Consider the following 13,379-nt stretch of genomic DNA (forward strand, 5'->3'; position numbering starts at 1 on the left):
AAACCTACGACATGGCCAAACGTCCCGGCGACGATTACGAACGCGACCTGCTGGACATCATCCCGGAGCGCTATGACGCCGATGCCGATTCCCATCAGGCCCGGGCCGGTCATCGCCTGCGCAGCTGGGTGCTGATCGGCGGCGCGGTGATCGCGGTGGGTGCCATCGTCGCCGCCGGCCTGCATTTCGTGGGCGGGCGCAAGGGCGGCGGCCTGGGCGTGCCGGTGATCAAGGCCGACGACCGCCCCATCAAGACCCGTCCCGACGACCGGGGCGGCATGCAGGTGCCCAACCAGGACAAGCTGGTCTACGAGCGCATGGATTCCGCCGGGGAGAGCGAGCCCAAGGTGGAGCGCCTGCTGCCCCAGCCCGAGGCCGCCAAGGCCCCGCCCAAGACCATTTCCGTGCCGCCGCTGTCGGCCGAGCCCCCACCGGCCAACATTCCCCCCGCCGTGGCCCAACGGCCTGCGCCCATTCCGCCCAAGGCGGGCGAGCCGCCGGCCCCCAAGACCGCTCCGGCGGCCAAGGTGGCGGCCCAGCCCATGGAAGCCGCCCCCATTCCGCCCGCCGCCGCGCCCGTGCCGCCCGCCTACCAGCCGGTGCAGGACCGCGCCCCGGCTCCTGCGGCCCAGCCCGAGCACATGGCCCCCGCCGTGGTGGCCCAGGCGCCCCGCCCCGTGGCCCCGCCGCCGGCTCCGGCGCCCGCCGTCTCGGCCAAGGCTCCGGCCTCGGGCGAGTTCGTGGTGCAGCTGGGTGCGGTGCGCGCCGCCGATCTGGCCGACAAGGAATGGCTGCGCATCCAGAAGGCTAATGCCGACCTGCTGGGCGCCCTGAAGCCCGACATCGTCCGCGTCGAGCTGGAAGGCAAGGGGACGTTCTGGCGGGTGCGCGCCGCGCCCCTGTCGGAACAGGCCGCCCGCCAGCTTTGCGCCGAACTCACCGCCCGATCCCAGGGGTGCATCGTTGCCCGCCGTTAACGCCGCCATCTTCGGCTGCTCCGGGCTGGTCCTCACTCCGGCCGAGCGCGAGTTCTTCCAGCGCGTCAACCCGCTGGGCTTCATCCTGTTCGCCCGCAACGTGGACAGCCCCGATCAGGTCAAGGCGCTGGTGGACTCCTTGCGCCACTGCGTGGGCCGCGCCGACGCGCCGGTGCTGATCGACCAGGAAGGCGGCAGGGTGCAGCGCCTGAAGCCGCCACACTGGCGAAAGGCTCCCCCCGGCGAGCCCTTCGCCGCCCTGGCCGCCCGTGATCTCGACGCCGCGAGGGAGGCTCTGCGCCTCAATTTCCGCCTGATCGGGGCCGAGCTGGCGGATCTGGGCATCGACGTGGATTGCGCCCCCGTCCTCGACGTGCCCATTCCCGGTGCCCATGACGTCATCGGCGACCGCGCCTACGGCCGCACCGCCCAGTCGGTGATCGATCTGGCCGGCGCGGTGATCGACGGGCTGCTGGACGAAGGCGTGCTGCCGGTGATCAAGCACATTCCCGGCCACGGCCGCGCCATGGTGGACAGCCATCTCGACCTGCCGGTGGTCGATACTCCGCTGGCCGAGCTGGAGAGTCAGGACTTCCCGCCCTTCCACGCTTACCGCCATGCGCCCTGGGCCATGACGGCGCATGTGGTCTACACCGCCCTTGACGCGGCACGGCCGGCCACCACCTCAAGGGTGGTGATCGACAAGGTGATCCGCGGCGCCATCGGCTTCGACGGCCTGCTGATCTCCGACGATCTGTCCATGAAGGCGCTGGGCGGCAGCTTCGAGGACCGCACCCGCGCCAGTCTGGAGGCGGGTTGCGACGTGGTGCTTCACTGCAACGGCGACATGGCCGAGATGACCGCCATCGCGTCGGAGCTGCGCCCCTTGAGCGCGGCGGCCGAGGTGCGGGTGGCCCATGGCCTGGCTAATAAGCGCCAGCGGATGCCCTTCGACCGCAAGGCCGCCGGGGAGCGGGTCGCCTCGCTGCTCGGGCCATCCCCATGATGGGCGATCTGGGTGGGCTGCTGTTCGGCATCACCATCTGGGCGATTCCCCTGGTCTTCGCCGTAACGCTGCACGAGGCGGCTCACGGCTATGCCGCCAAGGCCTGCGGCGACGACACCGCCGACCGGCTGGGGCGCATCTCGCTCAATCCGCTGAAGCATATCGACCCGTTCGGCACCATCATCCTGCCCGGCCTGCTGCTGGCCCTAGGCGGCGTGATGTTCGGCTGGGCCAAGCCGGTGCCGGTCAATTTCAGCCGCCTGCGCAATCCCCGCCGCGACATGGTGATCGTCGCGGCCGCCGGACCGGCCATGAATCTGGCCCTGGCGGTCAGCGCGGTGCTGGCGGTGCGTCTGGTGCCGGTGATGCCCGATGCGATTCGCGGCTGGTACTTCCTCAATCTGGACAACGCCATCTATTTCAATCTGCTGCTGGCGGTGTTCAACATGATCCCCATCCCCCCGCTGGATGGCGGACGGGTGGCGGTGGGCATCCTGCCGCGTTTCCTGGCCTGGCATCTGGCCCGTCTGGAAAAGGCGGGGATGCTGATCCTGATCGCCGCCTTGTTCCTGTTCCCCCTGCTGGGCAACCAGATCGGCATGGATCTGGACGTGTTCCGCTGGCTGGTCCAGGGCCCGGTGGACAGCATCGGCCGCTTCCTGGTGAGGGCCCTGGGGCCGTGAGCCGCACGCCGACCTTCGCCTTCGAGGAGGATCGGCCGGAGCGCGCCCCGGCCGAACGGCTGCTGCTGGATCTCGACGGCTGGGAAGGCCCGCTGGACGTTCTGCTGCAACTGGCCCGCGACCAGAAGGTGGATCTGGCCAGGATCTCCATCCTGAAACTGGCCGACCAGTACCTTGATTTCGTTCAGAAGGTCGGGCGCGAGCAGATCGACCTGGCTGCCGAATACCTGGTGATGGCGGCGTGGCTGGCCTATCTCAAAAGCCGCCTGCTGCTGCCCGAGCCGGAGCCCGAGCCGGGCGAGGAGATGAGCCCGGCGGAAATGGCCGCCGCGCTGGCCTTCCGCCTGCAGCGCCTGGAGGCCATGCAGAAGGCCGGCACAGCCCTGTTCACGCGCCGCCTGCTGGGCCGCGACGTCTTCGCCCGGGGCGCGCCCGAGGACATCGAGGTGAAAAGCCGCTCCATCTTCGACCTCGACCTCTATGACCTGTTGAAGGCCTATGCCGATCACGTGGTGCGCAATTCGGTGCGCACGCTCACCGTCGAGGCCCCCGATCTGTGGTCGGTGGAGCACGCCCTGGCGCGGCTGGAGGCCATGTTGGGCATCGGCAGCCTGCCCGACTGGTCGGTACTGATGGCCTATCTTCCCGCCATCGAGGGCGACGAACTGAAGATGAAATCGGCGGTGGCATCCACCTTCGTCGCCGCCCTGGAACTGGCCAAGCAGGGCAAGCTGGTGCTGCGCCAGGACGGTGCCGCCTATTCGCCCATCTACATCCGCGCCGGACAAGGCGAGGGGAGGGAAGAGTGACAAGCGATCCCCAACACCTGCGTATCGTCGAGGCACTGATCTTCGCTTCCGCCGAGCCGGTGCCGGAAGGGGCCATGGCCGAACGCCTGCCGGAGGGGGTGGATATCCCTCAACTACTGACGGAGTTGGAGACCCATTACGCCGCGCGGGGCTTCACCCTGGCGCGGCGCGGCGACGGCTGGGCGTTTCGCACCGCCGACGATCTGGCGGAATCCTTGAAGGTGGAGCGTACCCAGGAGCGCAAACTGTCGCGTGCCGCGGTCGAGACCCTGGCGATCATCGCCTACCACCAGCCGGTGACCCGCGCCGAGATCGAGGAAATTCGCGGCGTGGCCCTGTCCAAGGGCACCATCGACATCCTGTTCGCCGCCGGCTGGATCCGGCCCAAGGGCCGCCGCCGCACCCCAGGCCGTCCGCTGACCTGGGCCACCACCGACGGCTTCCTCGATCATTTCGGCCTGGAATCCTTGGCCGACTTGCCGGGCATCAAGGAATTGGAGGCCGCCGGCCTGTTGGATGCCAGGGCCGCCGCCGGCGCCTATGGCAACCGCGCGGTGGAAGAGGCGCGGCTGGTGGATACGGCGGACGAGGACGAGACACAATTGGACCTGCTGGACGACGAGACGCTGCTGGGAATCGGGGAGTAAAGTGTGATGCCGGGTTCGATTGAACCGATTGTCATCCCGAGCGAATGCGAGGGATCTCCGCTTGGCATGACGGTGCCGATTCTGAAAAGCCGGGCCAGGACGAGATCCCTTCTCCCGATGGTCGTCGGGATGACAGCAGGAATTAGTCTTCGGGATTTCGCATGAGGGCCGTCGCGGACAAGGGCCGCAAGGTCGCGCTGATGATCGTCGGCTGGGCCTTCGTCGGCTTAGGCATCGTCGGTGCCTTCCTGCCGGTGATGCCGACCACGCCGTTCATGCTGGTGGCGCTGTGGTGCTTCGCCAAGTCGTCCGACCGCTTTCACGCCTGGCTGTTCTATCATCCGGTGTTCGGCCCGCCCTTGCGCGACTGGGAGATCAACCGGGTGATTCCCCTTTACGCCAAGGTCATCGCCCTTTCCAGCATGGTGGTCAGCATCGTCTACGTGGTGGGGTTCACCCAGGCGCCGTGGTGGGCGATGGCGACCATGGGCGCCACCTGCACGGCAGGCGCGGTGTTCATCCTTTCCAAACCAAGCCGCAAGCCCCTTTAATCACCAAAGCCGCCCCAAAAGCGGCCATTGCGGTGATGCTTTTCTTTTGCGATGATCCGCCGCCGGCCGGTTTGCACGGCAATGACGTACGAGGAGTGTTGTGGCATGGGTAGCATGAGTATCGGTCATTGGCTCATCGTTCTGGTCATCGTGCTGCTGCTGTTCGGCGCCAACAAGATTCCGAAGCTGATGGGCGACATGGCCAAGGGCGTGAAGGCCTTCAAGCACGGCCTGAAGGACGAGGAGGAGGGGGCCGCCCAGGCCGCCGCCGCGCCGCAGCCCCAGCCCCAGGTGACGGAAGCCCAGGCCGCCAAGCCGGCCGCCACCCCCGATTCCGCCCCCAAGGTCTAAGACCGGATGTTCGACATCGGCTGGGACGAGATGGCGCTGATCGCCGTGGTCAGCCTGATCGTCATCGGACCCAAGGATCTGCCCGTGGTCCTGCGCCAGATGGGGCGTTGGACCCGCAAGGCCCGCGAGATGGCGGCCGAGTTCCATCGCGGCATGGACGACATGGTGCGCGAATCCGAACTGGACGAGTTGAAGAAGCAGGTATCCAAGGTATCGGATGTCAACCTGCTGCGCCAAGAGGTTGACAAGGCCATCGATCCCACCGGCGAGATGGCCAAGGCCATGGAGCTTCCGTCCCTCGACCTGAAGGGGGGAGAGGACGTGCCGCCGCCGGCGCTTGCCTCGGTCACCGATCCGGTCCCCGAAGAGATCAAGCCCGCCGAGACGCCCGCCCGTCCGCCGGAACCCTAGAGGAAGCATCTTGATCGAGTCCCACGACGACAAGACCATGCCGTTGCTCGAGCACCTGATCGAGCTGCGCCGACGGCTGATCTGGTCGGCCATCTCGTTCATCATCGCCTTCGGGATTTGCTACTACTTCTCCAACGAGATCTACGAGTTCCTGCTGGAGCCCTATTCCAAGGCGGCGCTGGCCAAGGGCGGCAACCGCCGCCTGATCTATACCGCGCCCACCGAGGCGTTCTTCACCTTCATGAAGGTGTCGGCCTTCGCCGGCGCGGCCCTGTGCTTTCCCATCTGGGCGGGGCAGCTGTGGGCCTTCGTGGCGCCGGGCCTCTACAAGCACGAGAAGCAGGCCTTCCTGCCCTTCCTGGTGGCCACCCCCATCCTGTTCGGCCTGGGCGCCGCCATGGTCTATTACCTGGTGCTGCCCAACCTCTACACCTATCTGCTCGGCTTCGAGAACCTGCTGGGCGGGCCCAGCACGCTGCCCATCCAGATGGAGGCCAAGGTCAACGAATCCCTGTCGTTGATCATGACCCTGATCTTCGCCTTCGGGCTGGCCTTCCAGATGCCGGTGCTGCTGACCCTGCTGGCCCGGGTCGGGCTGGTGACCGCGCAAGGCCTGGCCGACAAGCGCCGCTTCGCCATTGTCGGCAATTTCGTCTTCGCCGCCGTGGTCACGCCGCCCGACGTGGTCAGCCAGCTGTCGCTGGCCATTCCCATGGTCGGCCTTTACGAGATTTCCATTCTGTCCGCCCGCTGGGCCGAGAAGAAGCGGGACGAGGCCCTGGCCGACGACGGGGCCGACGACGACACCCCCCACGACGAGACCGATTTCAATTCGTAGAATAGGGTGTTGACCTCTACCGTCAATGAGCGATAGTTGTGGCCATCGACGGTACGGCGAGTGGTGGTATATGGGCTTTGTGGGGGATGAGATCGGGCGGTTGCAAGCCTCGGCCGATTCCGATTGGGACCGAGCCATCGGTGACAATCTGGCGCTTGACGGCCGCCTGAGCGCCGAACGCCGCCAGCAGTGGCAAGATGCGGTGGAGCGGGTCAAGGCCGGCGCCCCACGGATCAGGAGCCTTGAGGCCGCTCATCGGGTCGAATTCATGCGCTGGGCCAATGCCCGCCACCTGTCCCCGGCCTTCACCCGGCTTAATGCCGCCGCGACCCTGCCGCCTCCCGACCAGCGCATCCACCTGATTCGGGTGGAGGACTTGAGCTGGGTCATGCGTGACCTGGGCCGTCCCCTGCCGGGTGATGACGATCTGGATGCCTTTCTTGCCGACTGGAATGGAATCCGCGATTCGCGGCCGCTGTTCGGGGCCTTCCATGATTCGGTGAGGAGTGACCTGGAGGCCGCCGACTGGCCCCATGACCTGCGCGACCGACTGGGGCTCGGACATTATCCACCGGAGGGCGAGGCGGAAATTCCGGTGGTGGTGATGAAAATTCCGGTGGCCGACGTGCTGGCCGGTCTTGGCTCCGAGGAAAAGGCCCTGGCTTTCGCCGCCCCCACCGCCATTGATGGTCCCAGCTTCAACCCTTATTTCTATCCCACCCCTTCACCTTCTCCGGCAGAGCGGATAAGCTATGGCCGCGTGGTCGATCTTCGCCGGCGCGGAGAGAGACTTATGGCGGAACTGGTGTTTCGCCCCATCGCCTATCGGCGGGACCATGTGATGAAATTCGGCAGTATCGGCAAGAGGGAGGCCTGGGACCTGCAATCGCTGCGCGATGCCCATGTGGCGCTGCTGCGCAGCCGGCACTTCGATCTGGCCGAGCCCGGCGGAGCGGTCCATGCCGCCCTCTAGGGAAGACTGGCTTCGCCTGTTCGATACCGATCCGGCCCCGGCGCTGGAGGACGTGCTGTGCGGCTACGAGGTGGTGCGGGGGTTCGGCCCCTACAAGCCCGCCGAGGTGCTGGGCTTCATTTTCGAGCGTGAATCCGCCGGGTCCGCCCGTCTCGCCGCACTGGACGAGGCGTTGCGCGCCTGGCTGGTGGAAAGGCTGGCCGAGGATGTGGCCGGCCTGCCCGATCCCGCCTTGCGCGCCGTGGATCTCACCCAGGCCTGGGCCCTGGCCGCCGCCCTGGTGTTGCCGCTTTCGCGTTCCCTGATTCTCGACCGGCGCAGTGAATTCGACTCCCTGGCGGTGATGCTGTCGGGAGGCGGGCAGGACACCCGCTTCCGCCTGTGGCTGGCCCTGGCTGGCATGCAGACCGACCGCCGCCTGCTGGGCCGCTGGCTGGAGCTTTGCGAAGCGGTAGGCAAGGGGCAGGTAGAGGAGCGCTGGCTGACCATCAGCCTGCTGGGCCTGCGGCGGCTGCCCCGGCCCCGGGGCGCTTCCGACCTGGACCCGGCCCTGCTCGCCGGACTGGCCCGCTGGGCCGCCGGTCTGCCCGATACTCCCGAGGGGCGGGAGCGCTTCATGGTGCGCTGGCGTGATGCCAAGGCCCTTTATCCCCGCGATTCCGCCGATTGGGCGGAACTGGTTATCCCCCTGCTGAGCCGCTACGAGCGCAAGCCCTTCGCCCGCTGGTGGGCCGAGGATCTGGGGCTGGCACCGGAGAAGGGCGAGGCAGCCCGGCCCGAGCGCGGCGATACCTTCCGCGACCGGGTGCGGAGCCTGACCGGCCATGCGCTGGCGGCCGAGGTGGCGACCTTCCTTGCCACCCATCTGGCCGAGGTGGAGCGCAGCGGCGATCGGGAGTATCTTGCCAAGTCAATGGATGCCGCCGGACGCGGCATTTGGGACCGCACCCCCCTGGCCGCCCTATCCCTGGCCCGGGCGGCGGTGGACTGGCAGCCGGAGGAGCAGCGGCGCTGGGATCTGCTGGCCGAGAGCCTGGCGGCCTGCGGCCAGTGGCGGGAGGCGGAGGCGGTGCTGTGGCAGGCCCGCGCCCGCTTCGGCGACAACCCCTTTCCCGGTGCCCAATTGGCCAAGCATCTGGCCAAGTGGCCGGAGCGGGTGGCGGAGGCAGAGGCCCTGTGCCGCGACACCCTGCGCCGCTTCAAGGGCAATCCGGTCGCCCTGGGCCTGCTGGGCCATCTGCTGGCCGAACGGGGCATGGTCAAGGAGGCGGAAGCGCAGTTACGCGCCGCCATGGCCGCCGATACCGAGGCTAAGGACCCAGCGCCCCGCACCGATCTCGCCCGCCTGTTGGCCGATACCGGGCGCTGGCCCGAGGCCCGGGACGTGTTCGAACACACCATCGCCGCCTTTCCCCGCGATGCCCATTCCCGCTACATCTACGGCATCGAACTGGTGTGGCGGGACGAGCCGGAGCGCGCTGCCCAGATGCAGGCGGAACTGAAGCGCATGCGGGATTACGGCGCCGAGGATATCGCCCGTCACCTGCGCCTCAAGGCCGAGGGCAAGCCTTGGACACCGCGCAAGAAGAAGGAGTCCTTGCCCCCCCGTCTCGACCTGCCCGCCGATTACGTCCCCGCCGACGCGGCGTGGGAGGTGCTGCGCGCCCAGTTCCGCCTTACCGTCCTGCAACGCTCCGATCTGGTGCTGTGCACGCCGCAGGAGCGCCAGGCGTTGGCGCGGGAGGCGCAGGAGACCCTGGACCGGCTGTGGCGCGACCATCGTCACCATCCGGTGGTGCGGCTGGTGGCGGCGCGGCGTGGCAAGCCGGTGGCCATTTCGGCCAACGACTTTGCCGCCTCACCGACCCTGGAGCTGGAACTGGCGCGCCGGCACGGCGGCGGGGCGGGGCAGGTGGCCGCCCGCCATCCCGCTCTCGCGCCCCTGGCTTGGCTGGCGGAGATGGAGGCCGGAGGCGACGGCGAGGGACGGGGGCTGAAGCACCTGCTGGACTGGCTGGCCAAACCGGCTCCCGCCGACCCGGCCATGGCCCATATCCATGCCCTGATGAAGGGCTGGGAGACCATGCCGGGCATCCTCAACCGCCGCAATCTGCCGCCCGCCGTGCTCAAGGACTTCCTGGGCGCCCGTTTCGAGGAACTGGCCTCGGACCTGCTGGACATCGCCCTGCTGCGGCTGGCCGAGGTGGAGGCCATGGAGGGGCGGCCCTTCGCCCTGGCGGCCTGAGCCCCCCTCGACAGGGTTGGCGCCAGGGCTTATAAGCCTTGCGTCTTCCATCTTGGACCGATCCGCCATGCATGACCTGAAGTCCATTCGCGACAATCCCGAATCCTTCGATGCCGGCCTGAAGCGCCGGGGGGTGGAGCCGCGTTCGGCCGAGATTCTTGATCTCGATACCCGCCGCCGCGCCGCCCAGACCGCCTTTCAGGAAATGCAGGCCCGGCGCAACGAGGCGTCGAAGCAGATCGGCGCCCTGAAGAAGAGCGGCGGCGACGCCTCCGCCCTGATGGACGAGGTGGCGAGCCTGAAGGAGCGCATGCCGGCCGCCGAGGAGGAGGACAGGGCGCTGGGCGCCGAAATCGAGTCCATCCTGGCCTCCATCCCCAACCTGCCCGCCGCCGACGTTCCCGATGGCCCCGACGAGGAGCACAACGTCGAGCTGCGCAAGTGGGGGACGCCTAAGACCTTCGCCTTCGCCGCCCTTGACCACGATGCCATCGGCGCCAAGCTGGGATTGATGGATTTCGACGGCGCCGCCAAGCTGTCGGGCGCCCGTTTCGTGGTGCTGAAGGGCAATCTGGCCCGGCTGCAGCGCGCCATCGGCCAGTTCATGCTCGATCTCCAGACCACCGAGCACGGCTATACCGAGATGGACCCGCCCTTGATGGTCAAGGATGGCGCGGCCTTCGGCACCGGCCAGCTCCCTAAGTTCGGCGAGGACCTGTTCAAGACCAATACCGGCCACTGGCTGATTCCCACCGCCGAGGTGCCGCTGACCAATCTGGTGGGCGACGAGATTTTGGACGAGAAGGCGCTTCCCATCCGCATGACGGCGCTCACCCCCTGTTTCCGCTCGGAAGCCGGCGCGGCGGGCAAGGACACCCGCGGCATGATCCGCCAGCACCAGTTCCACAAGGTGGAGATGGTCTCCATCGCCCATCCCGACAGGTCGGAGGAAGAGCACGAGCGCATGACCAAATGCGCCGAGACCGTGCTGCAGCGCTTAGGCCTGGCCTACCGCACCATCGTGCTGTGCACCGGCGACATGGGCTTTTCGGCCGCCAAGACCTACGACATCGAGGTCTGGCTGCCCGGACAGCAGCGCTACCGCGAGATTTCGTCGTGCTCGAACTGCGGCGACTTCCAGGCCCGGCGCATGAAGGCCCGCTTCCGTCCCGAGGGCGAGAAGGGCACCCGTTTCGTCCACACCCTGAACGGGTCCGGCCTCGCCGTGGGCCGTACCCTGATCGCCGTGATGGAGAACTACCAGCGCGAAGACGGCTCCATCGAGGTGCCGGAAGCGCTCCGCCCCTATATGGGCGGGCTGGAGGTCATTGGTTGAGATGTTCCAGCCGGTCGCCGATCCCTCGTCCTTGCGCATCCTGATTTCCAACGATGACGGCATCAATGCGCCGGGCATCAAGGTGCTGGAGCGCATCGCCCGGACCCTGTCCAAGGATGTCTGGGTGGTGGCCCCCGAAACCGAGCAGAGCGCGGCGGGCCATTCGCTGACCATCCGCCGGCCCTTGCGGGTGCGCAAGGTGTCGGCGCGGCGCTATGCCGTGGACGGCACGCCCACCGATGCGGTGCTGCTGGGCGTCAACCACGTGCTGAAGGGCAAGAAGCCCCATCTGGTGCTGTCGGGCATCAACCGGGGCTCGAACCTGGGCGAGGACGTCACGTATTCGGGCACGGTGGCGGCGGCCATGGAAGGCACCATCCTCGGCATTCCGGCCATCGCGCTGTCCCAGTTCATCAATCATCCCCATCCGGTGAAGTGGGGGACGGCCGAGCATTGGGCGCCCCAGGTCATCCGCCGCCTGCTGGCCAAGGGCTGGAGCCGCAACGTGCTGATCAACGTCAACTTCCCCGACGTGATCGCCTCGTCGGTGACCGGCATCGAGATCACCCGCCAGGGCAAGCGCAAGATCGGCGACGAGATCATGGAGCGCAAGGACCCGCGCGGCGAACCCTATGTGTGGATCGGGGCGCAACGGGCCGAGGACCGCTCGACGCCCGGCACCGACATCGAGGCGGTGGTGCGCGGCGCCATCTCCATCACGCCGCTGTGTTTCGACCTGACCCATCGGGACGACATGAAGGCGCTGGAGTCGGCCTTTTGATCAAGAAGGCGGAGCCCCGGGTCATCCGCCTGCTGATGGAATTGCGGCGGCTGGGCGTGGTGGACACGCGGGTCCTGTCGGCCATCGAGCGTATTCCCCGCGACCTGTTCGTCGCCGAGCCCTTTCTGGATCAGGCCTACGAGAATACCGCCCTGCCCATCGCCTGCGCCCAGACCATCAGCCAGCCTTTGGTGGTGGGCCTGATGAGTCAGGCGCTGGAGGTGGGCGAGCGCATGAAGGTGCTGGAGGTGGGCACCGGCTCGGGCTATCAGGCGGCGATCCTGGCCAAGCTGTGCCGGCGGCTTTATTCGGTCGAGCGGCACAAGCCGCTGCTGGCCGAGGCGGAAAACCGCTTCAGGCATCTTCGCCTGCACAACATCACCTGCCGGGCCGGCGACGGCTCGCGCGGCTGGCCGGAACAGGCGCCCTTCGACCGCATCATGGTCACCGCCGCCGCCCCCGACATTCCGCCCGCCCTGGTCGATCAGCTGAAGCCCGACGGCATCATGGTGCTGCCCTTGGGCGACGTGGGCGGCATCGACCAGGAACTGGTGCGCATCACCAGGACCGATCGCGGCATCGACATCCAGCCCTTCCTGCCGGTGCGTTTCGTCCCCCTGGTCGAGGGCATGCCGGAGGAATGATTGCCGCTCGCGTTGGTCGCGCTTATAGTGCGGGTATGAGGCACGCGCCACATCATCTGGTTCCGGTTCTGGCCCTCGCCGCTCTGGTGGCGGCGTGCTCGCCCAGCTACGATTCCCAGGTGCCGGTGTCGCGGGGCCACGACGGCCCGCTGCAGGTGCAGCGGCCGGCCGCCGTCACCGTCTATGCCGGCGATACCGTCTATTCCATCGCCCGGCGCTATTCCTTGGCGGTCCGCGACCTGATCGAGCTCAACAACCTGCAGCCGCCCTACCAGCTGCAGCCCGGCACGGTGCTGCGCCTGCCCGGCGGCGGGTCCGACTACGTGGTGCAGCGGGGCGACACCCTGTCGGTGCTGGCCCGGCGGTTCAAGGTGGATTTCAACACGCTGGCCGCCACCAACGGCAAGCGGGCCCCCTATGTCCTGCATGTGGGCGAGCGGCTGACCATTCCCGGTCCCAAGGCAAGCATGCCCGCCAAGACGGCTCCGTCCGGCAGCGGCAATATCGTGGTGGCCTCGCCCAACGCGCCGGGGGGAGGAGGGGGCAAGCCGCCCGCCGCCGCCCGGCCCGACGATCAGCCGCCCGCCTATGCCCGCGCCCCCTCCCATTCCGCGCCGCCCGTCGCCGCGCTGCCGGCGGCGCCGCCGGCCCGCGCCGGCTCCAGCTTCCTGTGGCCGGTCAAGGGCGAGGTGGTGGCCGAGTTCGGCCCGCTGCCCGGCAAGGGGCAGCACAACGACGGCATCAACATCGTCGCCGCCAAGGGTACGGCAATCCGCGCCGCCGAGAACGGCGTGGTGGCCTATGTGGGCAACGAGCTGAAGGGCTTCGGCAACCTGCTGCTGATCAAGCACGCCGACAACTGGATGACCGCCTACGCCCACAACGAGAAGCTGCTGGTCAAGCGCGGCGACCAGGTCAAGCGCGGCCAGACCATCGCCACCCTGGGCGCCAGCGGCTCGGTCACCTCGCCGCAATTGCATTTCGAGATCCGCCGGGGAACCGAGGCGGTCAATCCCGTCGATTATCTGCAAGACAAGGTCGCATCGCCGGCAAAAGTGTATCACTTTGCTATGATTGCGTATTGACCCCGGCCCGCGAACGGACCACCCTGATCCCATAAATGAATG

15 protein-coding genes are annotated in these 13,379 nt (G+C 67.9%); all 15 read left to right on the top strand.

The window, feature by feature from the left end:
* Positions 1-11: 11 nt before the first annotated feature.
* The 15 genes from WV31_RS06985 (at position 12) to WV31_RS07055 (ending at position 13,337) form a co-directional block, all read left to right on the top strand.
* Entirely contained in the window at positions 12-977 is a 966-nt protein-coding gene (locus WV31_RS06985) for an SPOR domain-containing protein (RefSeq protein ID WP_085372883.1), read from the top strand.
* On the top strand, positions 964-1,983 hold the full coding sequence (gene nagZ / locus WV31_RS06990; RefSeq protein WP_085372884.1) for a beta-N-acetylhexosaminidase: 1,020 nt from the start codon (positions 964-966) through the stop codon (positions 1,981-1,983). The genes WV31_RS06985 and nagZ overlap by 14 nt, the downstream gene beginning before the upstream one ends.
* A complete protein-coding gene (locus WV31_RS06995) occupies positions 1,980-2,666 on the top strand; it encodes a site-2 protease family protein (RefSeq protein ID WP_085372885.1) in 687 nt (228 codons plus the stop codon). The genes nagZ and WV31_RS06995 overlap by 4 nt, the downstream gene beginning before the upstream one ends.
* Entirely contained in the window at positions 2,663-3,475 is an 813-nt protein-coding gene (locus WV31_RS07000) for a segregation and condensation protein A (RefSeq protein ID WP_085372886.1), read from the top strand. Before WV31_RS06995 ends, WV31_RS07000 begins: the two co-directional genes overlap by 4 nt.
* Positions 3,472-4,122 carry an SMC-Scp complex subunit ScpB gene (scpB, locus tag WV31_RS07005; protein ID WP_085372887.1) on the top strand — a complete coding sequence of 217 codons (651 nt, stop codon included), beginning with the start codon at positions 3,472-3,474 and terminating at the stop codon, positions 4,120-4,122. Before WV31_RS07000 ends, scpB begins: the two co-directional genes overlap by 4 nt.
* A gap of 161 nt (positions 4,123-4,283) precedes the next feature.
* On the top strand, positions 4,284-4,673 hold the full coding sequence (locus tag WV31_RS07010; protein ID WP_237051530.1) for a YbaN family protein: 390 nt from the start codon (positions 4,284-4,286) through the stop codon (positions 4,671-4,673).
* Between the two features lie 105 nt (positions 4,674-4,778).
* Positions 4,779-5,024: a twin-arginine translocase TatA/TatE family subunit gene (locus tag WV31_RS07015; protein ID WP_085372888.1), complete on the top strand. Its 246-nt coding sequence runs from the start codon at positions 4,779-4,781 to the stop codon at positions 5,022-5,024.
* 6 nt (positions 5,025-5,030) lie between these two features.
* On the top strand, positions 5,031-5,435 hold the full coding sequence (gene tatB / locus WV31_RS07020; protein ID WP_085372889.1) for a Sec-independent protein translocase protein TatB: 405 nt from the start codon (positions 5,031-5,033) through the stop codon (positions 5,433-5,435).
* A gap of 10 nt (positions 5,436-5,445) precedes the next feature.
* Positions 5,446-6,273 (top strand): twin-arginine translocase subunit TatC, encoded by an 828-nt coding sequence (gene tatC / locus WV31_RS07025; RefSeq protein ID WP_085372890.1) that lies wholly within the window; start codon positions 5,446-5,448, stop codon positions 6,271-6,273.
* A gap of 100 nt (positions 6,274-6,373) precedes the next feature.
* On the top strand, positions 6,374-7,246 hold the full coding sequence (locus WV31_RS07030) for a hypothetical protein (RefSeq protein ID WP_085372891.1): 873 nt from the start codon (positions 6,374-6,376) through the stop codon (positions 7,244-7,246).
* Complete coding sequence (locus WV31_RS07035; protein ID WP_085372892.1) at positions 7,233-9,491, top strand: hypothetical protein; 2,259 nt, start codon at positions 7,233-7,235, stop codon at positions 9,489-9,491. The genes WV31_RS07030 and WV31_RS07035 overlap by 14 nt, the downstream gene beginning before the upstream one ends.
* Positions 9,492-9,558: 67 nt before the next feature.
* Positions 9,559-10,827: a serine--tRNA ligase gene (gene serS / locus WV31_RS07040; protein ID WP_085372893.1), complete on the top strand. Its 1,269-nt coding sequence runs from the start codon at positions 9,559-9,561 to the stop codon at positions 10,825-10,827.
* Between the two features lies 1 nt (position 10,828).
* Positions 10,829-11,608: a 5'/3'-nucleotidase SurE gene (gene surE / locus WV31_RS07045; protein WP_085372894.1), complete on the top strand. Its 780-nt coding sequence runs from the start codon at positions 10,829-10,831 to the stop codon at positions 11,606-11,608.
* A complete protein-coding gene (locus WV31_RS07050; RefSeq protein WP_085375512.1) occupies positions 11,608-12,252 on the top strand; it encodes a protein-L-isoaspartate(D-aspartate) O-methyltransferase in 645 nt (214 codons plus the stop codon). Before surE ends, WV31_RS07050 begins: the two co-directional genes overlap by 1 nt.
* A gap of 35 nt (positions 12,253-12,287) precedes the next feature.
* Positions 12,288-13,337 carry a M23 family metallopeptidase gene (locus WV31_RS07055; RefSeq protein ID WP_237051531.1) on the top strand — a complete coding sequence of 350 codons (1,050 nt, stop codon included), beginning with the start codon at positions 12,288-12,290 and terminating at the stop codon, positions 13,335-13,337.
* Positions 13,338-13,379: the final 42 nt, after the last annotated feature.

It is taken from the genome of Magnetospirillum sp. ME-1 (assembly GCF_002105535.1).
Lineage (GTDB): Bacteria > Pseudomonadota > Alphaproteobacteria > Rhodospirillales > Magnetospirillaceae > Phaeospirillum.